The sequence below is a fragment of the uncultured Allofournierella sp. genome, assembly GCA_944382705.1.
Classification (GTDB): domain Bacteria; phylum Bacillota; class Clostridia; order Oscillospirales; family Ruminococcaceae; genus Allofournierella.
In genome coordinates this window covers 1-19,313 of record CALWNE010000015.1, presented here as the reverse complement: position 1 = coordinate 19,313, position 19,313 = coordinate 1, and the positions used below count along the sequence as shown (strand labels likewise).

The window sequence follows — 19,313 nt, the reverse complement described above, 5'->3', positions numbered from 1 at the left end:
CCTTTGACAACGACTGGAGCGCTATGCTGTACGATGTTGCCAGCGACGAGTACTGCTTCTCCAAGCTGTACCACCTGCACATCATCGACCGTGTAGGCGGCGGCGACAGCTTTGGCGGCGGCCTGATTTACGCTCTGCTGAGCGGCAAGAACACCCAGGAGGCTGTTGAGTTTGCTGTTGCAGCTTCCGCTCTGAAGCACTCCATCGAGGGTGACTACAACTTCGTTTCTGTGGACGAGGTTGAGAAGCTGGCAGCCGGCAACGGCTCCGGCCGTGTACAGCGCTAAGAAATTTACCTGGCGTTTGATTGAAATCGGAGGATTTTACCATGCAGAAGAATGTATTGAATACCGATCTGAGCGGCAAGGTTGCCGTTGTTACCGGTGCCGGCGGCATCCTGTGCAGCGCATTTGCCAAGACCCTGGCCCGTGCAGGCGCTAAGGTTGCTCTGCTGGACCTGAACGAGGAAGCTGCTGCTGCCTACGCTGCTGAGATTGAGGCAGAGGGCGGCGTTGCCAAGGCTTACAAGTGCAACGTTCTGGAGAAGGAAGCTTGCTACGCTGTGGCTGATCAGGTTGAGAAGGACCTGGGCCCCTGCGACATCCTGGTGAACGGTGCTGGCGGCAACAACCCCAAGGCTACCACCGATAAGGAGTACTTTGAGCTGGGCGACATCGACGCTGATACCAAGAGCTTCTTTGATCTGGATGCTGGCGGCGTTGGCTTTGTGTTCAACCTGAACTTCCTGGGTACCCTGATTCCCACCCAGGCTTTTGCTCGCCAGATGGTGGGCCGTGAGGGCTGCAACATCATCAACATCAGCAGCATGAACGCTTACACCCCCCTCACCAAGATTCCTGCTTACTCCGGCGCTAAGGCTGCTATCTCCAACTTTACCCAGTGGCTGGCTGTGCACTTCAGCAAGGTGGGCATCCGTGTGAACGCTATCGCTCCCGGCTTCTTCTCCACCAAGCAGAACGCTGCTCTGCTGTTCAACGAGGATGGCACCCCCACTCCTCGTACCGGCAAGATCCTGGCTGCTACTCCCATGGGCCGTTTTGGCGAGAGCGAGGAGCTGGACGGCAGCCTGCTGTTCCTGCTGAACAACGAAGCTGCAAGCTTCATCACCGGTGTGGTTCTGCCTGTTGACGGCGGCTTCTCCGCTTACTCTGGCGTTTAATGGTTTTTTGAACGGACTGAGGCTACCAGAAAGTTCAAAAATAACCGGACAGTGTGCCGCCTTTCCTTCCTGAGGGGAGAGGGGCAGCTGTTGACCATATCGAATTTAGCCCGGCATCAAAAGATGCCGGGCTTTTTGTTGTTTTACAGACAAAATAGGATGGCGCCCCACTGTAAACCAACAAGACCATACACTGGAACCATGGCAGGAAATTGAAAAGGAACAATTTTGTAAAAAACAGGAATACACAGTGATTGCACCGATTGGTGGGGTATTATAGAATAAAAAGGAACAGAGAAAGGAAGTGAGAAGGAATGGAACTGACCTTTGAGCAGGCATTGGAGATGCTGGAACCCCAGCAGACAGCTCGGCTGGCAAAAGCACTGTGGGAGGGCAGAGAGCTGCCCCAGGCATTAACCCCCATTGAAAAAACCGTGGCCTTTGGGCTGTATACCTATGTGCAGTATGAGCAGCGGGAGGAACTGAAACGGTATTTTGAAGCTTAAAAGCGAACCACACGGATGCGTGTTGAAAAAAGTTGAGAAGTGTTGCAATTACAACATACTAGATTGATAGGGAAGTATATACTAAGAGTGCAGCAGCAGTTCTGAATGTATTTCTTTGGGATTGCTGCTGCAAGCAAGGTGCAGTTTTGGGTGCGGCACTCCGCAGGGTGGCTGTGCATGAAATGAACCACCTAGGGCAGACTGTCTGGCAGGGGCTTGGAAGGAACCTGGCTGGTGGTAAAGGCCCAGTGAAATAACACAATCTCTTTTGGCGCAGCGGTGACAGGAGGCGCCAAGAGAGGTTTGAAGCAGGTGCAGTATGCCAGGGCACAGGCTAGGCAGATTGCCCCAAGGCAAGGAATGTTCTGCCCAGGTATGGGAATGGGGACATTGACAACAAGATGGCAGGCAAGGGCTTGCCGGCCATCAGACCACAGGAGGCATGAGAAATGCAACAGGAATGGAAGGGCTTTGTGCCCGGAAGTTGGACCCGGGAAATCAATGTTCGGGATTTTATTCAGAAAAACTACACTCCCTATGAAGGGGATGACAGCTTTTTGTGCGGCCCCACTAAGGCTACCCAGGAGCTGTGGGCTCAGGTAATGGAGCTGACCCGTGAGGAGCAGGCCAAAGGCGGCGTACTGGATATGGATACCAAGGTGGTTTCCAGCATTGTATCCCACGGGCCTGCTTACCTGGATAAGGACAAGGAAACCATTGTTGGCTTTCAGACCGATAAGCCCTTTAAGCGTTCCTTGCAGCCCAACGGCGGCATCCGCATGGCCATGAAGGCCTGTGAGGACAACGGTTACAAGGTGGATGATGAGGTTGTTGAAATCTTTACCAAGTACCGCAAGACCCACAACGAGGGCGTGTTTGATGCTTACACCCCGGAAATGCGGGCCTGTCGTTCCAGCCATATCATCACCGGTTTGCCCGACGCTTATGGTCGTGGCCGCATTATTGGCGACTACCGCCGTGTGGCTTTGTATGGCGTAGACCGCTTGATTGAGGACAAGCAGGAGCAGAAGGACAGCACCCGGAGCATTATGTACTCGGATGTAATTCGGGAGCGTGAGGAGCTGAGCGAACAAATCAAGGCCTTGAAGGAGCTTAAGCAGTTGGGCGAAATTTATGGCTTTGATATCTCCCGTCCGGCCCAGAACACTCAGGAGGCCATTCAGTGGATGTACCTGGGTTACCTGGCAGCCATTAAGGAGCAGAACGGCGCAGCCATGAGCCTGGGCCGCACCAGCACCTTTGTGGACATTTACGCCCAGCGTGACCTGGAAAACGGAACCTTTACCGAGGAACAGATTCAGGAGATGGTGGACCATTTCATCATGAAGCTGCGTCTGGTGAAGTTTGCCCGTACCCCGGAGTACAACGCACTCTTCAGCGGTGACCCCACCTGGGTGACGGAGTCCATTGGCGGCGTGGGCATTGATGGCCGCCCCCTGGTAACCAAGATGAGCTTCCGCTACCTGCATACCCTGGAAAATCTGGGTACCGCTCCGGAACCCAACCTGACCGTGCTCTGGTCCACCCGGCTGCCCATGAACTTTAAGCGGTTCTGTGCAAAGACCAGCATTCAGTCCTCTTCCATCCAGTATGAGAACGATGATCTGATGCGTGTGACCCACGGCGATGACTACGCCATTGCCTGCTGTGTTTCCAGCATGCGCGTGGGCAAGGAGATGCAGTTCTTTGGTGCCCGTGCCAACCTGGCCAAGTGCCTGCTGTACGCCATCAACGGTGGTGTGGACGAAATCAGCAAGAAGCAGGTGGGCCCCAAGTTCCGCCCTGTTACCAGTGAGTACCTGGAGTATGACGAGGTAATGGACCGCTTCCGTGATATGATGAAGTGGCTGGCTGGCGTGTATGTAAACACCCTGAACATCATCCACTATATGCACGACAAGTACTGCTACGAGCGGTTGCAGATGGCCCTGCATGACAAGGAAGTGACCCGCTGGTTTGCCACCGGCATTGCCGGCCTTTCGGTGGTGGCGGACTCTCTGAGTGCTATCAAGTACGCCAAGGTAAAGACCATTCGGGATGAAAATGGCATTGTGGTGGACTACGCAGTGGAGGGTGATTTCCCCAAATACGGCAACGACGACGACCGTGTAGACCAGATTGCCCACGACATTGTGCACGAGTTTATGACCCATATCAAGGCAAACCACACCTACCGTGACGGCAAGCCTACCACCTCCATCCTGACCATTACCTCCAATGTGGTATATGGCAAGAACACCGGTTCCACTCCGGATGGACGCAAGGCAGGCGAGGCCTTTGCTCCCGGTGCAAACCCCATGCACAACCGTGACAAAAAGGGTGCTGTGGCATCCTTGAGCTCTGTTTCCAAGCTGCCCTTTGCGGATGCACAGGACGGCATCTCCAATACCTTCTCCATTGTGCCTGGTGCGCTGGGCAAGGAGGAAGTACTGCTGGGCGAACTGGATTTGGGCGACCTGGACATTGAACTGGATATGGGCCGGGACTGCGCCTGCTGCGAGCCCAACGCCACCCTGTAAACAACCTGCAAACGGGGCCTTGCGGGCCCTTCGCACCCACAACGAACCATACAAAGGAGTATTGAGTATGAACATCAACGACGCACAAATCGATAACCTGGTAAGCCTGCTGGACGGTTACGCCGAGAAGGGCGGCCATCACCTGAATGTGAATGTATTTACCAAGGAGACCCTGCTGGATGCACAGGCACATCCTGAAAAGTATCCTCAGCTGACCGTGCGTGTATCTGGTTACGCTGTAAACTTTAACAAGCTGACTAAGGCACAGCAGGATGAGGTAATCTCCCGGACCTTCCACGAAGGGATGTGAGCAAACCCATGGCACCTCAGACACAGCCCCTGGAGGGGCGAATCCACTCGGTGGAGACCTTTGGCACCGTAGATGGGCCGGGGATTCGGCTTGTGGTGTTTTTTCAGGGCTGCCCTATGCGGTGTGCCTACTGCCATAACCCGGATACCTGGGAATTTGCAGGCGGCCAGACCATGACCGTGGAGGAGATTTTGCAGCTGTACGAAAAGAACCGTGGGTTTTACCGCAACGGGGGAATTACTGCTACTGGTGGGGAACCTATGGCACAGCTGCCCTTTTTGACCCAGCTGTTTGCTGAGGCCAAAAAGCGAGGCATCCACACCTGCCTGGACAGCTCCGGTGCCGTATACAGCTCGGCACGCCAGCAGGAGTTTGCTCGTTTGTTTGAGGTGACCGACCTGGTGCTGCTGGATTTTAAGCACAGCACCGAGGAGGAGCACAGGGCCTTGACACGCCATAGCCAAAAGCCGGTTTTGGAGTTTGCCAAGGCTTTGGAGGAGGCGGGCGTGCCCATGATTGCCCGGCATGTGGTGGTACCCGGTATGACAGACGGGGCCGAGCATCTGCACCGATTGGGGCGGATTTTGGGCGGCTTTGCCAACCTGAAGGGGTTGGAGGTGCTGCCCTACCACACCATGGGAAAGGTGAAATACGAAACTTTGGGACTGAATTACCCGCTGGAAGGAGTGCCCAACATGGATAAGGAGGCGGCCGCAAAGGCACGGCTTCAAATCCTGGAGGGAATTCGAGAGCGGCGCGCACAGCGCAGATAAGCTTACCCGGCGGCTAAGGCTGTGCCCATTGCTATGACAGAAAAATCCCCCCTAATGGAAGCGGAAAGCTTTCGTTAGGGGGATTTTTTGCTGTGCAGAAACTAGTTATTGTGTAAAATTGGTTGAAACATCCAAATATTAGGTGGAATATTACAGAGATTGCCAATTTAATAACAGAACAATGCATGATAAGATAGAGTCATAGATGAATCTTTGCGCTGGGAGAATTATCTTAATTGCATCTTTTGTTAAGGGAGATTCGCTGGTTTCCGTGAGAGTTAAAGAGCCTTAGCCGCTATTTGTGGTGCGTGGATGGACTTTGTGAGGCAATGCCTTGCAGATAGGATGGAAGCGAAATTGAGTGCCGGTGCAGTCTTGCTTACCAGAGAGGCAGCAGAGGGAAGCTTTTTTGATGTTTATCGTGAGGGGAATGCCGGAACAGCGGACGAATCCGGCATTCCCGCCAACTTTAAAGGAGGTACAGGATGATTAAAGGAAAGCTTGTTTGGACGGTTATGGTGCTGTTGGGGGTTGCATTTTTGGCAATTTGCGCCCTGGAAGTGCTTTGGTCAATCCGGTACGCGCCGGGCTATACTGCTCGTTATGGAACGGTGTGGGAGTATGCCAGGGATTGGAGCAACTGGATGCCTGGAAAAACCTGTACATATTATGTAAACGCCTGGGTGACAGACAAAATCAACCGGGACACGATTGTTCGGTTTTTTGCCGGAAACTTTGCACTGGGCATCCCTTTGGGCCTGATGATTCCGTATTTTTTGCCCAAGATGCGTACCCTGGGCAAAATCTGTGCTGCCGGAGCGGCTTTTGTGCTGGCAAAGGAAGCGGTACAGGTGCTGCTAATGCTGGGAAGCTTTGATATTGACGGCATTTTGCTTTCCTGCCTGGGGATGATGCTGGGCTATCTGCTGTTTGCAAAGCTGCTGCGCCGGTACGCATAAGAAACAGCTGCAAGAAAAGCTTTGCCACCAGAAAGAATGGCTGACAACAGATAAAAAACGCCACCCATCTGCTGCCTTTGAAGGCGGGCAGAGGGGTGGCGCTTTGCTTTGTGTACGGCTGCGGGCAGGGAACTGTACGCTTTGCAGCGAAGGGCTGAGGAGGCCCAAGGACAGACAAAAAACCACCCCGAATGCAGACTGCATTGGGGTGGTTTTGCGGGAACACTCAGCCACAGGACAGGGAAAGCCCCCGGCATTGAGTATAGTAGGTGATGGCCTGGCGGATGAGGGATTCGGGCAGATCGGTGATTTCTGCCAGCTGCCAGGGCTCGGTGTAGCCTTGAGCCATGAGGCTTTGCAGCTGGGAAAAGGGCAGATAACGCTCGTAGGCCCACCGGTTTGCCCGGTACTCGTGCCGGCTGACCAAATCGTAGGGGCTGGAAACCTTGTGCGTAGCCCCGGTGGCACAATGGCCCATCTCGTGGGCTAGGGCGGCGGTGTAGTCTGCCACGGTGGGAAACTGGTCGAAATCCAGAAAGATGGCGTAACGGCCCTCCATCTCCAGCGTGGCGGCATCGGTAAAGCCAATGGGATAGGGAATCAACAGGATATTTTCACTGCGAACATCGTTGTATACAGCGGATAATGTGCTCATGCGGCCTCCCAGGCGGCGTCAGGAATCGTTTTGTTCATGCTGTTGGGCCAGCTTGAACAGGCGCGCCATTTCCAAAAGTTTTTGTTTGTTTTCCTCGGTGAGATCCTGGCTTTCGTTATGCAGTGCGTAGGTAAAGTCGTCGAAGGTGACGGTAGGCATGCCGTACAGATAGTTCATATCCACATGGAACAGGGCGGCAATGGCCTCCATGGTTTGGGTGTCCGGCTCTCGTTCACCCCGTTCATACATACTGATGGCACTGCGGCTGATGCCAAGACGGGCGGCCAGCTCCGGTTGTGTATAGCCTTTTTGAATCCGAAGCTGTTTTAGGATGGATGCGAATTGTCCCATAGTATCAGTCACTCCTTGTCTGTGTGGATTATGATAGCACAAAGCGTGGCAAAAGTAAAGAAATAAATTCACAAAAAGTGTTGACACGAAATGTGAACTTGTGATAGGATACGATGCACAGGGAACAGGAAAAGTTTTCCTGTGATTTTTTGCGCCTTTAAAGACACGAAATGTGACACAACAAAAAGAAGGAGTGTGAATCATGAAGATGACAGGAGAGGGCTGGATGGGATTGGGGCCAAACCGAGGAAGATGGGTGCCGGCAGAACAGGGCTTTGAGGTGGCCTGCCGTGCTTGCGGGGTGACCCACTGGAACCCGGAGGCCCCCGAAGCGGCATTGTTTGCCAGCGTGCTGGTGGAGTGGTATTTTTCTGGCGATTGGATTTGGAAGGAAGCCATGGTGGAGTAAAGGAAAGGAAGTGCTGCAGATGAAACAGACACAACAGCCCAAACAGGAGAATACAAAAGGAAGCGCAACGGGAAAAAAGCGTTGCTGGAAGCAATGCAGCCACTGTGGCTGGCGGCGAGATGGAGAGGGCATCTGCCTGTTGCCCAGATGTTTTAAGAAAGGGGTGTAAGGGATGAAAGCAACCAAGGAGGAGAAGGTACAGTTTTTATCCAGCTACCAGGTGAATCACCAGAAGGCCAAGGAACTGATGATGGAACTGGAGGAGCTGAGGGAAACGGGGATGCGGATGGGACCGCTGTACAGCGACCTGCCCAAGGGCTCGCCCAATTTGCACCGCCTGGAGGAGTGCGCTGAACGACTGGAACAGGCGGTGGAGGCGGTGACTCAGCAGCTGGAGCGTACCCTGGAGGCACGGCACCAGGTAAGCACCTGCATTGAACAGCTGGAGGAGGAGCGGTTGCAGCGTGTGCTGCGGGTGAGGTATCTATTGGGGCAGACCTGGCAGCAGGCAGCGGAGACCTTGTATCAGGACGAGCGGTGGCTGCGACGGCTGCATGACAAAGCGTTGGAGAAATTGCAGCTGCCGGGAGAGGTGCCGCAAAGTGGGAATGCAGCCTGACCCTGGAAAGCCCGGCGGAAAGGGTGATAGAGTGGAAACTGGAAAAGGGGGGGACAGGCTAGGGTCTGGCTCCCCTTTGACCCTGGAAGGCCCGGCGAAAAGGGTGATAGAGTGGAAACTGGGAAAGGGGGGACAGGCTGTGGTCTGGCTCCCCTTTGACCCTGGAAGGCCCGGCGAAAAGGGTGGTAGAGTGGAAACTGGGAAAGGAGGGACAGGCTGTGGTTTGGCTCCCCTTTGACCCCGGAAGGCCCGGCGAAAAGGGTGGTAGAGTGGAAACTGGGAAAGGGGGGCAGGCTAGGGTCTGGCTCCCCTTTGACCCTGGAAGGCCCGGCGGAAAGGGTGATAGAGTGGAAACTGGGAAAGGAGGGAGCATGGAGCAGGAACAAAAAATGCTGGAAGAACTGTGTGCAGAGCTGCGATGCATTGCGCTGGGCAGTAAGGCCTATCCAGAATACGACAAGAACGGACTGGAACAGATGCAGCTGCCCTCCCTGGCCAGCCGATTGAAAGCCATGGAGATGCTGCACAAGATGCTGGCGGCTGGCAGAAGCGGCCGAGAAAGGAGGGCTTTGGTAGTGGATGACCTGTAAAGAGGAAGAACGCCGACTCAGCGAGCTGATTGGGCCGGCGTTTTACCCGGCTCACCGGGCGATCCGTAAGGGAGAGGCCCAGGAAGTGGTGCTCACTGGTGGGCGAGGAAGTGCAAAGAGCAGCTTTGCGGCGGTGGAGCTTATGTTGCAGCTAATCCGCTGGCCGGACTGCCATGGGGCTGTGCTGCGCAGGGTGGCTCGCACCCTGCGCAACAGTGTTTGGAGCCAGCTGCTATGGGCGGCGCAGATGCTGGGAATGGAGGAACTCTGGCAGACCAATGTGAGCCAGATGGAGCTGGTATACCTGCCTACGGGGCAGAAAATTTATTGTTTTGGCCTGGATGATGCCACCAAGCTGAAAAGTATCCGGCCCAGTTTTGGACACATTGGCCTGGTGTGGTTTGAGGAACTGGATCAGTTTGCCGGCCCAGAGCAGGTGCGCAGTGCAGAGCAAAGTCTGCTGCGGGGTGAGGGGTTCAGCCTTACAATTAAGAGTTTTAACCCACCCCAAGACCCAAGACACTGGGCCAACCGGTATGTTCGCCAGCCCAAGGAAGGGATGCTGGTGCTTCATTCCGACTACCGACAGCTGCCTCCCCACTGGTTGGGGAAACGGTTTTTGCAGGAGGCGGAACACCTGCGGGAGAGCAACCAGCGGGCCTACCGCCATGAGTATTTGGGCATTGCGGTGGGAAATACCCGCCAGGTGTTTGAAAATGTGCAGCTGGAACCCATAGCGGCGGAACAAATTTCCGGCTTTGAGCGGCAGCTCCATGGGGTGGACTGGGGTTGGTATCCTGACCCATGGGCCTTTAACAGCTGTACCTACGATGCGGCCCGGAGAATTTTGTACATCTGGGATGAGGCTACCCGTTGGCGAACACCCAACCGGGACACGGCTCAGCTGCTGCTGGACCGGGGGATTGGATGCGACCCGGACCGGGAGGAAAGCCTGGTGGCAGACAGCGCAGAGGAAAAAAGCTGCCGGGATTACCGGTCCATGGGATTGCCCTGCCGGGGAGCAGAAAAGGGGCCGGGCAGCGTGCGTGCAGGGATGAAATGGCTGCAAAGCTTGCAGGCCATTGTGATTGATCCGGTGCGATGCCCCGACACCGCCCGTGAATTTAGCGAATATGCCTATGAACAGGATAAGGCCACCGGGCAGGTGATGGAAGGATACCCGGACCGGGACAATCATCACATTGATGCGGTGCGGTATGCTACCAATCGGATTTGGAAACGGCGGGGAAGCTGAAAGGAGCGAGAAGTGAAACATTGGTTGGAATGGCTGCGCCACAGCTGGCTGCCACAGCAGCTGGTGGCGCAGCTGGAAGGAGAGAACCGGCAGCTGCGCCGGGAGCTGGAGCGGGCGCAGCAGGAGGTACACCGGCTGGAAGCGTATGTGAGCGGCATCCATGCGGGGATGCGGTGGAGCCGCCGCCGCTGGACACAGCCGACCTTGGAGCCTGGGGCAGAAAAGGAGTAACAGAAAATGGATGAGTGGATGGAGCAGTCGGGTATAAGCCGTTTGGCGGGATGGATGGCCCAGGCATACCCGGGTGTACAGGATTGCACCAGCCAGGAAATGCATCGGGCGGTGGAGGAATGGTTCCGATTGTATTTTGACCAGGAAGTGAGCGATCGGGAGGACCCCTGCCAGCGTTTGGCTTATACGGTGGTTCACAAATTGAGCCGGGCCTGCTTTGCGGAGTATGGGGCCGAGTGTGACCAGCCTTTTGTGGCACAGATTTTGCAGGCCTTGAACCAGGTAAAGGAGCAGGCTATGCAGCTGGCTCTCGTTGGGGGCGAGGTATGGCTTAAGCCGGTGCTGGAAGGGGATGGTTTTCGGTTTGTAGTAATCCGGAGAGACAGGGCCACAGTACAAGGACGGGGTTTGGATGGAGCGGCAACCGCCCTTGGCACGGCGCAGACCTTTTGCCGGGCAGGACGCTGGTACACACTGCTGGAGCGCAGATGGGCAGAGGGAGATGGATTTTGGCTGGAAAACCGTTTGTTTTGCAGGTTTGGCCCCCATGGTTTTGGCCGCCCGGCGGCTTTGGACAGCCTGCCGGAAACGGCAGGGCTGCCCCATCGGTGCTGGGTGCCGGGGGTTGCGGGGCTGGGCCTGGTGCGGATGCGCTTACCTTTGGAAAACTGTGTGGATGGAAGCCCGGATGGGGTAAGTGTGTACGCTGCTGCGGCCGGACTAATACGGAACATCAACCGCAACGAACGACAGCTGAGCCGGGAGTTTGACAACGGAGAAAGCAGGGTGTTTGCCTCTGCGGATCTTTTGCGGCGGGGTAAAAGAGGGTACGAACTGCCCCCGGGACTGTTTGTAGGACTGGACGATGACCCGGAGACCACGGGCTTAACGGTGTTTTCTCCCCAGCTGCGGCAGGAGAGCTTTTTGGCCCGCAAGCGGGAATATCTGCGGAACATTGAGAGCGTAATCGGCCTGAAGCGGGGATTGCTGGGCGAGGTGGAGGCGGCGCAGCGTACCGCCACCGAGGTGACCAGCAGCCAGGGAGATTACAGCCTGACCATTCAGGACTTGCAGCGGATGTGGCAGCAGACGGTATACCAGGCGGTGACGCTGTGCGGCAAGCTGGGACAGCGTTACCGGGTGCCGGGAGCTGTGCAGCTGGAGCCGGTGAGGGCTGTGCGGCTGAATTGGGGCAATGGCGTGCTGTATGACACAGAGAAGGACTGGCAGCAAACCATGGAGCTGGTTCGGGAAGGGATGCTAAGGCCGGAGATTGCTCTGGCCTGGCGGTTTGATATGCCGTGGCAGACCCCTGCCGACCTGGAAAAGGTGCGGCAGATGTATATGCCCCAGCTGGAGGCTATGCTGGAACAATAGAGGCGGGGGCGTTTTTTATGTCCATCTTGCAGAGGGTTACAAAAAGAAAGGAGATACCATTGGAATGGGTAAAAAATATCCTCGGTGATGTATATACCGAGGAAATGGAACAGAAGATTGCCGAGGAAATCGGCAAAGGGTATGTTTCCAGAGCGGACTTTGAGGCCAAAGACACCGAGGCGACCACCTTAAAGGAACAGCTGAAGGAGGCGAACAAGACCATCAGTCGTTTTGAGAGCCTGGATGTGGAGGCTTTGCGGCAGGAGGTGGAGGACTGGAAGCAGAAAGCCCAGCAGGCAGAAAAGGATGCAGCCAGCCAGGTGGCTGCCATCCGCTTTGATGCAAGACTGGAGGCGGCGATTGCCAAGGCTGGCGGCCGCAATGCAACGGCCATTAAGGCGCTGCTGGATTTGGAAGGTTTGCAGGCCAGTGACCAGCCGGAGCAGGCAGTGGAACGGGCTTTGGAGCAGCTGTGCCAGGAGCAGGCCTATCTGTTTGAAGGCGCAAAGCCTTTGCCCTACGCCCCCGGCACCGGCGTGGGCAGTTTGCCCAGCAGTGACACCGTACTGCGCAGTGCATTTGGCCTGGCGAGAGAGACGGAATAAACCGAAGAAAATTTAAGTGTCAGGGCCTGCTTTGCAGGCTATGCAATACAACAGGAATTAAGGAGGACATACAAATGGCAAATTCGATGGAACTGGCAAAAAAGTTTGTACCGCTGCTGGATGAGGTGTACAAGACTGCATCCCTGACTGCCGTGCTGGATGGTGCGGCGGAACTGGCCCAGCAGGGCGCCAATGCAGGTGAGATGATTGTGCCCATGCTGGAGATGCAGGGCCTGGGTGACTACGACCGGAACACCGGCTATGCGGCAGGTGATGTGACCCTGACCAATGCCACCGTGGCCTGCAACTTTGACCGTGGCCGTATGTTTACCGTGGATCAGATGGACAACGAGGAGAGTGCCGGCCTTGCCTTTGGCCGGTTGGCCGGTGAGTTTATCCGCACCAAGGTAGTGCCGGAGCTGGATGCTTTCCGGTTTGCCAGCTACGCCAGCAAGGCTGGCATTTCCAAAAAGGAGGAAAGCCTGGAGGATGGCAGTGCGGTGCTGGCGGCTCTGCGTCAGGCTTCCACCCAGATGGACGAGGCTGAGGTATCTTTGGAGGAGCGGTATCTGTTTATTACCCCTACCCTGTACGGTATGGTGCAGGATTTGGACATGAACAAGAGCCGGGCGGTGCTGGAGCGATTTGCCGCCGTGGTACAGGTGCCCCAGACCCGATTCTACACCGCCATTACCCAGAAAACCGGCCGTACCGGCCAGGAAGCAGGTGGCTACGAGAAGGCCGCTGATGGCAAGGAGCTGAATTTTATGATTCTGCACAAGCCTGCACTGATTCAGTTTGAAAAGCACATTGCCCCCAAGATTATCCGCCCGGAGGCAAACCCTGAGGCGGACGCCTATAAGTTCGGTTACCGGAATGTGGGCATTGCGGATGTATACAAAAACAAACTGGCCGGCGTATACGCCAGCTATCAGGCGGGTGCATAATGGAGCCGGTAAGCTACGAGTGGTACCAAAGCTGCGGCGGGGCCAGTTTGGAGCGGGCGGTGTTTTGCCGGTTGGAACAGCTGGCCCGGCGGCAGCTGGAGCGATATGAGCGAATCTATCAGGTGCAGGAGGTGGTGCCGGAGGGCAGGGCCTATGCAGTATGCGCCATGGCTGAGGCACTGGATTTTTTTGAGGCAGCGGCCAACGGCGAACTGACCGATAGCATTCAGCTGGGAAGTGTGCAGAGCCAGCGAGCGGCGGGCAGCCTGCCGGATCTGAGCCAAAAAGCAAAGAGCCGGGAGCTGTTTCGGTGTGCGGCGCTGTATCTGGATATTTTTCGGGGAGGTGAGAGCCGGTGCTGCGGCGCAGACAAGCCAGCTGCGTGAACTTTGCAGGGTGCACAGACACTGTGACCCTGTACCATGCAGAGTATGAGCCTGTATTTCAGTGCAGGCGCATTGTGTTTGAGGGGGCATATGTGGACCAGCGCACCCTGGCAGTGGAACAGGAGGGCCAGGCCCAGGAGGAAAAGCGATGTTTTTTGGTGCTGCCCAATGGCTTTGGACGCCCGGTGTGGAGACCGCCCGGTGCCCCCTGGCCTTTGGGCGGCAGCTGGTTCTGCCTGCAGCCGGGCGACCGGGTGATGCAGGGCCAGGGGCCGGCGGTGGATACCCTGGAGGAATGGGAACGGTTTATACCCCTTGCCGTGGAAGGCTTGATGGTGGTACAGGAGGTGGCGGTAAAGCGATGGCTGGGAAAGGTGAGCCATCTGGAGGCGGAAACCCGCTGGTATAAGCGCTGGTAAGGAGGTGCTTTGGAATGGAACGGATGCAGACCTGGCTGGAAAGCTGGCCTGGCTGGCAGGGGGAGCCGTTGGCGGCTCAAAACATTACGGCCACCCACCCGGCGGCACTGCGTTTTGCAAACCGCACCCTAAAGGCCCGGCACACGGATGTGCTGGGCTGTGTGCGGCTGCGGGAGGCCCGCATCTTTTGGCTGGACTGGCGGCTGCCCCAGAACGGCCGCAACCCCCAGGGAGCGGCCAGTCAGGTGCAGAGGGTGCAGGAACTTGCGGATTGGATTACCCGGCAGGAGGTTTTTGGGAAAATACCGCCCTTGGATTTGGGTGTATGCTGGCAGCAGGTGCGGGCTGAAAACGGCCGACAGGTGGAGGAGAGCCGGGAAGGCTGGGCAATCTACCGACTGATTATTACGGTGGAACAGGAACGGGTTTTTGAGGAGGAAAAAGAATGAAAATTGAACGGAAGTATCTGGCCCATTATGTGGATGCGGCGATGCCGGGCCAGAAGTCTACCCCCAAATATGTGCGCATTGGCCAGGATTTGGAGGAGTACAGCCCGGAGTTGAGCGCCAATGTGGAAAAAAAGCAGAACATTTTGGGTGAGACCAATGTGATACTGACCAGCTATGAAAAGAGCGGCAGCGTGGAGACCTACTATGCACAGCAGGGAGAAGCTTTGTTTGAGCGGCTGCAGGACATTGTGGATCACTGCCGGATTCTGGACCAGTGCAGCACCACCGTGGTGGAGGTGCATCTGTGGAAAACTGTGGATGCAACGAAGGGCTATCCCGCTGTGCTGGATGATGCGGTGATTGAGGTAACCAGCTATGGCGGCGATAATACCGGCTACCAGATTCCCTTTACCCTGCATTATGCAGGAAAGCCCCGTCAGGGTTACTTTAAGCTGGAGACCGGTGTGTTTACCCCGGCGGAATAAGCGAAAACGGCAAAAGAAAGGATACAGGGATGGAACAGCTGCAAATTGATACCGGTGTACGGGAGTTTCGTGTGAACGAGAGGGGGATTTTGCGGTTTAATCCGGCAGACCCCAATGTGTATGGCCGCTTTTTGAAGGCGGCAGAGGAAATTAGTGTGCTGCACAGGGAGCTGGAGGGGCAGGATGCAGACCAAACCAAGACACCGGCCTGGGTGTTTGACCAACTGACCCAGGCTGACCGGAAGGCAAAGGAAATTTTGACCGGCGTGTTTGGCCCGGAAAATGATTTTGATCGACTGCTGGAGGGTGTAAATTTGATGGCGGTGGCGGGGAATGGTCAGCGAGTGGTGACCAATCTGTTTGCAGCTTTGGAGCCTGTGATGGCTGAGGGCGCAATGGCCTTTGCCAAGGTGTTTGAGGAATGAACCGCCAGTGGGAGTTACCCCAGTGCGTGGAATTGGGAGGCAGAAGCTGGAGCATCCGGGCGGATTTCCGCCAGGTGATGGGGTTGCTAACCCGGCTGGAGCGGGTGGAGGAAGGCGATTTTGCCCGGGGCTATCTGGCTTTGACGGGGTTTTATCCGGAGTTTTTTGAGATGCCGCCTGAGCTGCGCCAGCCGGCGCTGGATTGGATGCTGTGGTTTTTGAATGGGGGCCGGGAGGACAAGGATCCGCCTGGCCCAAAGCTCATTGACTGGGAACAGGATGCAGGAATGATTGCGGCTGAAATCAACCGGGTGGCAGGGTGCGAGGTTCGCACCCTGCCTTTTGTTCACTGGTGGACCTTTTTGGCATGGTTTGGGTGCATTGGCCAGGGACAGCTTTCGCTGGTGGTGGGTATTCGGGCTAAGATGCAGCGGGGCAAAAAGCTGGATGAATGGGAGAGAGACTATCTGCGCCAGCATAGATGCCGGGTGATTTTGAAAGCCCGTGAGACTGCACAGCAAGCCCAGCAGCGACAGCAGCTGTTGAGAATGCTGGAACAGGCGGAAGGAGGGAGACGATGAAGCAGGAGAGCTTGCCGGTGCTGGAGTTGTATGTACAGCAGCAGGAGCAAAGCGCGGCCAAAATGGCCATGAAGCTGGCGGCGATTTACCGCAGAATGGGACAGACCCAGGCCAAAGCACTGACCGAAGGGTGGCAGGATGCACGGGTCTATCAGGAAATGGCTTTGCAGGGGTTGGCAGAGCACGCAGAGAATGTATGGGGACAGCTGATGCAGCGCATGATGCAGCAGGCACAGGCAGTGGCCGCAGCGGTGGCTGGACTGCTGGGGTTGAAAAAGACAGAGGATGCTGCGGAAAAGGTGCAAGCTCAGCAAAAACAGGTGAGCAAGGCGCTGGCCACTACCCGCAAACAGGCGGCCAGCACTATGCTGGCGCTGGATGAACTGAATGTGGTATTGGGGACAGCAACCAGCGGCGGGAGCAGCGGAGCCAGCTCTGGAAGCAGCAGCCCTGGCCAGCAGGAGCTGGAGGAAGTAAAAAAGCAGCAGAGTGAGGTGGAAAAGGGCTGGGCCAGGTTATGGGCTTTGGCAGGGCAGCTGGCGCAGCTGTTTGAGCCAGCGGTAAAATCCTGGCAGAAGGCATGGAGCAGTTTGAAACAGGGCTCGATGGACGCACTGGAACAGATGGGCCAGAGCCTGGGGGACCTGTGGAACAGGGCGCTGATGCCGTTGGCGGCCTATTTTGTGGGGGACTGGCTGCCCGGTATTGTAAACGGGTTTTCGGTTGTGCTGGCTCCTATTGTGGCGCAGGTGGGAACTGCGTTTATGACCCATCTGGCCGGTGGTTTTGGACTGGCCTGCCAGATGATTGAAACACTAATGAACACCGTTTTGATGCCCTTAATGGACCTGATTTTACAGGTGGTTCTGGATGTGTTGGACGGAGTTGCCAATGCCTGGGCAACCTATGGAGAGCCTGTGCTGAAGGCCATTGGAGAGGGTGCGCAGAGGATGGGCAATCTGGTGAAGGGAGTCTATGAGGATGTGATTCTGCCGGTCATCTGGGATCTTATGGAGTATGTGGAAAAGCTATGGTCGGCACATTTGAAGCCCTTGTGGGACCGATTGGCATTGCTGTTTGGGGCAGTGGCTCAGATGTGTTTACAGGTGTGGAACAACGGAGTGATGCCTCTGCTGGAGAGCATGAAGAATATATTTGGCCCGGTGGTGCAAAAGGTTTTAGGCTGCGTGGCGGATACCTTTTTTGCGCTTTTGGGTGTTGCCTGTGATGTGTTGGCTGGTATCATCCGATCCATGGAGGGACTCTGCAATTTTGTAAGCGGCGTATTCAGCGGTAACTGGACTCAGGCCTGGAATGGCATTGTGGAAATCTTTTTGGGCATTTGGGAAGGGGTAACCGCTGCATTCAGGGGTGTGATTGGCGGCTTGGTTAGCATGGTAAATGCCTTTTTGTCTGGATTTGTGGATGGGTTTAATGTTGTATCCGACCTGGTAAACAGCATTAGACTGAAGGTGCCCAGCTGGGTGCCGGGAGTGGGCGGTGAAAGTTTTGGGTTCAATATGCCCAGGCTGCCCAGTGTTCAAATCCCCGCCCTGGCCCGTGGCGCAGTACTGCCTGCCAATAAGCCCTTTTTGGCCATGGTGGGCGATCAGAAGCGGGGCACCAATGTGGAGGCACCGCTGGATACCATCAAACAGGCCCTGGCAGAGGTGCTGGCCCAGGTAGGCGGCCAGGAGCTCACCGCCAGCCAGCCCATTGAGGTGACACTGGACGGGCAGGTGCTGTACCGGGCCATGAGTAAAATCCAGGCAAGGCAGGGCAGACGGATTGGAGGTGCTTTTGCAGATGCCTATTGATTTAAAGGAATCCACGGGTTTTTTGTATCTGGGGGCCAGCCCCTACACGGATAAAAACAATTACAGCGTGAAGGTGCCCTACCCGGATATGGGCAGTGCGCCCTTTACCACCAGCCGACTGGTGGACAGTGCCCGCAACGCTCAGGGTACTGTAGTGGGCCGGATGGTGGGGCGAAGCATCGACAAGCAGGAGATGGGTTGGAGCGTAATTTCCTGCCGGTTGTGGTGGGAGATGAACCGGTGGTTTGAAAACGGCCACTTCACCTTTTATTGCCACTACTTCAACTTTAACACCGGCCAGTGGCTGACCCGGCTGATGTATCTTTCGGATGTGAAGGTAAGCCCAGGACTGGTGGAGAACGAAACAGGAGAGCCGGTTTTTTTGCGGGATGCCGGTTTTTCTGTGGTTGACTGCGGGGTGGTGTAAGGATGCAGGTTGTAACATCAGCCTACCGGGAGGAACTGGCCCGGCCGGTATGCGGCCCGGCCCTGGTGGAGCTGGAGATGCGGGTGGTGGATGTGGATGCGGCGGCTGGTGCCCAGGTGGACAAAGAGAATGGAATTTACTGGTCTGACGCAGAGAGCACCCTGGCCACCGAGGGGGCGCCCCACCGGAGCTATGCCACCTTTGAGCCGGGCCGCTGGAAGATGGATGGCAGACTGCACATTGCTCCGGAGCCTGGCAAGCCCACCTTAACGGAAGGCTTTGTGAGCCAGGAGATGAGCGACAGCGAGGGATGGTTTGAAAAGCCCCCGGAGCTGGTTTTGGATTTTGCAAGCCCGGTGAATCTGCCAGGGCTGACCCTGGCCTTTGACCAGGTGGCAGGGGAGTGGTGCAGCCAGATTACGCTGGACACCTGGAAGGAGGGGCGGCAGGTGGAAAGCTGCCGGCTAAAGCCAGATGGAGTGGTGTGGGTGGCACAGGGGCTGTGGCAGCCCTTTGACCGGCTGCGGATTGGGTTTGAGCGCACCAGTCAGCCGATGCGGCGGGCCAGAGTGAGCCGCATTGTGTTTGGTTTGGAGCTGGTACTGGGGCCGGGGCAATTAAGTAAAACAATCCAGTTCACCCAGATTGACCCGGTGGGGCGGCGGCTGCCCACCGACACCTTGAAGTTTACCGCCATCAACACCAACCTGATTACAGACAGCCAGGTGGGGCGGTATGACCCGGACAACCCAGAGGGCATTTGGAAGTACTTTGAGCAGCGCACCCCGGTGCATATTCGGTACGGGCAGACCATTACAGGGGGGATGCGCTGGGGCGATATGGCCCGGCTCACCTGGCAGAATGCAGCCGAAAGCAGCTGGAAGGACCTTCGGGAGGGTGGTTTTGTGGAATGGCTGGATGGCGGCCGGTATTACCTGACCGGACAGCCCACCATAGACGGGATGTATGCCCAGTTTGAAGCAACGGATGCCGTGGGGATTTTGGATAACACCTATT

25 protein-coding genes and 1 pseudogene are annotated in these 19,313 nt (G+C 56.3%); 24 read left to right on the top strand and 2 right to left on the bottom strand.

All coding sequences use genetic code 11. The annotated features are described in order from the left end of the window. The 7 genes from ACH2EM_RS02175 to ACH2EM_RS02145 all read left to right on the top strand — a co-directional run. Nucleotides 1-287 (top strand): PfkB family carbohydrate kinase (locus tag ACH2EM_RS02175; protein WP_395150420.1); only part of this gene is annotated, 287 nt, incomplete at its 5' end. A 41-nt stretch (nt 288-328) separates the two neighbouring features. Further along, a complete protein-coding gene (locus ACH2EM_RS02170; protein ID WP_395150419.1) occupies nt 329-1,180 on the top strand; it encodes an SDR family oxidoreductase in 852 nt (283 codons plus the stop codon). 314 nt (nt 1,181-1,494) lie between these two features. Further along, a complete protein-coding gene (locus ACH2EM_RS02165) occupies nt 1,495-1,686 on the top strand; it encodes a hypothetical protein (RefSeq protein ID WP_395150418.1) in 192 nt (63 codons plus the stop codon). Between the two features lie 449 nt (nt 1,687-2,135). Beyond that, nucleotides 2,136-4,226 (top strand): formate C-acetyltransferase, encoded by a 2,091-nt coding sequence (gene pflB, locus ACH2EM_RS02160; RefSeq protein WP_395150417.1) that lies wholly within the window; start codon nt 2,136-2,138, stop codon nt 4,224-4,226. Nucleotides 4,227-4,293: 67 nt separating this feature from the next. Continuing rightward, nucleotides 4,294-4,536, top strand: a complete 243-nt coding sequence (gene grcA3, locus ACH2EM_RS02155) for an autonomous glycyl radical cofactor GrcA3 (RefSeq protein ID WP_395150416.1) — start codon at nt 4,294-4,296, stop codon at nt 4,534-4,536. A gap of 8 nt (nt 4,537-4,544) precedes the next feature. After that, complete coding sequence (gene pflA, locus ACH2EM_RS02150) at nt 4,545-5,309, top strand: pyruvate formate-lyase-activating protein (RefSeq protein WP_395150415.1); 765 nt, start codon at nt 4,545-4,547, stop codon at nt 5,307-5,309. 485 nt (nt 5,310-5,794) lie between these two features. Next, on the top strand, nt 5,795-6,268 hold the full coding sequence (locus ACH2EM_RS02145) for a VanZ family protein (protein WP_395150414.1): 474 nt from the start codon (nt 5,795-5,797) through the stop codon (nt 6,266-6,268). Nucleotides 6,269-6,494: 226 nt separating this feature from the next. On the opposite strand, the gene ACH2EM_RS02140 is transcribed toward ACH2EM_RS02145, so the two are convergent. Together ACH2EM_RS02140 and ACH2EM_RS02135 are read right to left on the bottom strand one after the other, a co-directional pair. Then, on the bottom strand, nt 6,495-6,923 hold the full coding sequence (locus tag ACH2EM_RS02140; protein WP_395150413.1) for an ImmA/IrrE family metallo-endopeptidase: 429 nt from the start codon (nt 6,921-6,923) through the stop codon (nt 6,495-6,497). A gap of 18 nt (nt 6,924-6,941) precedes the next feature. Next, on the bottom strand, nt 6,942-7,274 hold the full coding sequence (locus tag ACH2EM_RS02135; RefSeq protein WP_395150412.1) for a helix-turn-helix domain-containing protein: 333 nt from the start codon (nt 7,272-7,274) through the stop codon (nt 6,942-6,944). A 202-nt stretch (nt 7,275-7,476) separates the two neighbouring features. Here ACH2EM_RS02135 and ACH2EM_RS02130 point away from each other — a divergent pair, with 202 nt between their 5' ends. The 17 genes and pseudogenes from ACH2EM_RS02130 to ACH2EM_RS02050 form a co-directional block, all read left to right on the top strand. Further along, the gene (locus tag ACH2EM_RS02130; RefSeq protein ID WP_395150410.1) at nt 7,477-7,683 is read left to right on the top strand and encodes a hypothetical protein; all 207 of its coding nucleotides are present in this window, start codon (nt 7,477-7,479) and stop codon (nt 7,681-7,683) included. 172 nt (nt 7,684-7,855) lie between these two features. Then, entirely contained in the window at nt 7,856-8,302 is a 447-nt protein-coding gene (locus ACH2EM_RS02125; RefSeq protein WP_395150409.1) for a hypothetical protein, read from the top strand. A 371-nt stretch (nt 8,303-8,673) separates the two neighbouring features. Beyond that, a complete protein-coding gene (locus ACH2EM_RS02120) occupies nt 8,674-8,892 on the top strand; it encodes a hypothetical protein (protein ID WP_395150408.1) in 219 nt (72 codons plus the stop codon). Further along, complete coding sequence (locus tag ACH2EM_RS02115; RefSeq protein ID WP_395150407.1) at nt 8,882-10,147, top strand: PBSX family phage terminase large subunit; 1,266 nt, start codon at nt 8,882-8,884, stop codon at nt 10,145-10,147. Before ACH2EM_RS02120 ends, ACH2EM_RS02115 begins: the two co-directional genes overlap by 11 nt. 12 nt (nt 10,148-10,159) lie before the next feature. Continuing rightward, a complete protein-coding gene (locus tag ACH2EM_RS02110; RefSeq protein ID WP_395150406.1) occupies nt 10,160-10,378 on the top strand; it encodes a hypothetical protein in 219 nt (72 codons plus the stop codon). A gap of 6 nt (nt 10,379-10,384) precedes the next feature. Next, nucleotides 10,385-11,755 carry a hypothetical protein gene (locus tag ACH2EM_RS02105; RefSeq protein ID WP_395150405.1) on the top strand — a complete coding sequence of 457 codons (1,371 nt, stop codon included), beginning with the start codon at nt 10,385-10,387 and terminating at the stop codon, nt 11,753-11,755. 59 nt (nt 11,756-11,814) lie between these two features. Continuing rightward, nucleotides 11,815-12,360 (top strand): phage scaffolding protein, encoded by a 546-nt coding sequence (locus ACH2EM_RS02100; RefSeq protein ID WP_395150404.1) that lies wholly within the window; start codon nt 11,815-11,817, stop codon nt 12,358-12,360. A gap of 74 nt (nt 12,361-12,434) precedes the next feature. Then, nucleotides 12,435-13,307: a hypothetical protein gene (locus ACH2EM_RS02095; RefSeq protein WP_395150403.1), complete on the top strand. Its 873-nt coding sequence runs from the start codon at nt 12,435-12,437 to the stop codon at nt 13,305-13,307. Then, nucleotides 13,307-13,693 carry a hypothetical protein gene (locus ACH2EM_RS02090; protein WP_395150402.1) on the top strand — a complete coding sequence of 129 codons (387 nt, stop codon included), beginning with the start codon at nt 13,307-13,309 and terminating at the stop codon, nt 13,691-13,693. The genes ACH2EM_RS02095 and ACH2EM_RS02090 overlap by 1 nt, the downstream gene beginning before the upstream one ends. Further along, nucleotides 13,663-14,112 (top strand): hypothetical protein, encoded by a 450-nt coding sequence (locus ACH2EM_RS02085; RefSeq protein ID WP_395150401.1) that lies wholly within the window; start codon nt 13,663-13,665, stop codon nt 14,110-14,112. Before ACH2EM_RS02090 ends, ACH2EM_RS02085 begins: the two co-directional genes overlap by 31 nt. Before the next feature lie 14 nt (nt 14,113-14,126). After that, nucleotides 14,127-14,561, top strand: coding sequence for a hypothetical protein (locus ACH2EM_RS02080; protein ID WP_395150400.1), 435 nt, complete (start codon nt 14,127-14,129; stop codon nt 14,559-14,561). Next, entirely contained in the window at nt 14,558-15,046 is a 489-nt protein-coding gene (locus tag ACH2EM_RS02075; protein ID WP_395150399.1) for a hypothetical protein, read from the top strand. Before ACH2EM_RS02080 ends, ACH2EM_RS02075 begins: the two co-directional genes overlap by 4 nt. A 29-nt stretch (nt 15,047-15,075) precedes the next feature. Continuing rightward, on the top strand, nt 15,076-15,471 hold the full coding sequence (locus ACH2EM_RS02070) for a hypothetical protein (RefSeq protein ID WP_395150398.1): 396 nt from the start codon (nt 15,076-15,078) through the stop codon (nt 15,469-15,471). Then, nucleotides 15,468-16,052: a Gp15 family bacteriophage protein gene (locus tag ACH2EM_RS02065; protein ID WP_395150396.1), complete on the top strand. Its 585-nt coding sequence runs from the start codon at nt 15,468-15,470 to the stop codon at nt 16,050-16,052. Before ACH2EM_RS02070 ends, ACH2EM_RS02065 begins: the two co-directional genes overlap by 4 nt. Beyond that, complete coding sequence (locus ACH2EM_RS02060) at nt 16,049-17,869, top strand: hypothetical protein (protein WP_395150394.1); 1,821 nt, start codon at nt 16,049-16,051, stop codon at nt 17,867-17,869. The genes ACH2EM_RS02065 and ACH2EM_RS02060 overlap by 4 nt, the downstream gene beginning before the upstream one ends. After that, nucleotides 17,859-18,296, top strand: coding sequence for a hypothetical protein (locus tag ACH2EM_RS02055; RefSeq protein ID WP_395150393.1), 438 nt, complete (start codon nt 17,859-17,861; stop codon nt 18,294-18,296). The genes ACH2EM_RS02060 and ACH2EM_RS02055 overlap by 11 nt, the downstream gene beginning before the upstream one ends. 2 nt (nt 18,297-18,298) lie before the next feature. Next, nucleotides 18,299-19,313 (top strand): annotated as a pseudogene (locus tag ACH2EM_RS02050) (hypothetical protein); the annotation flags it as partial.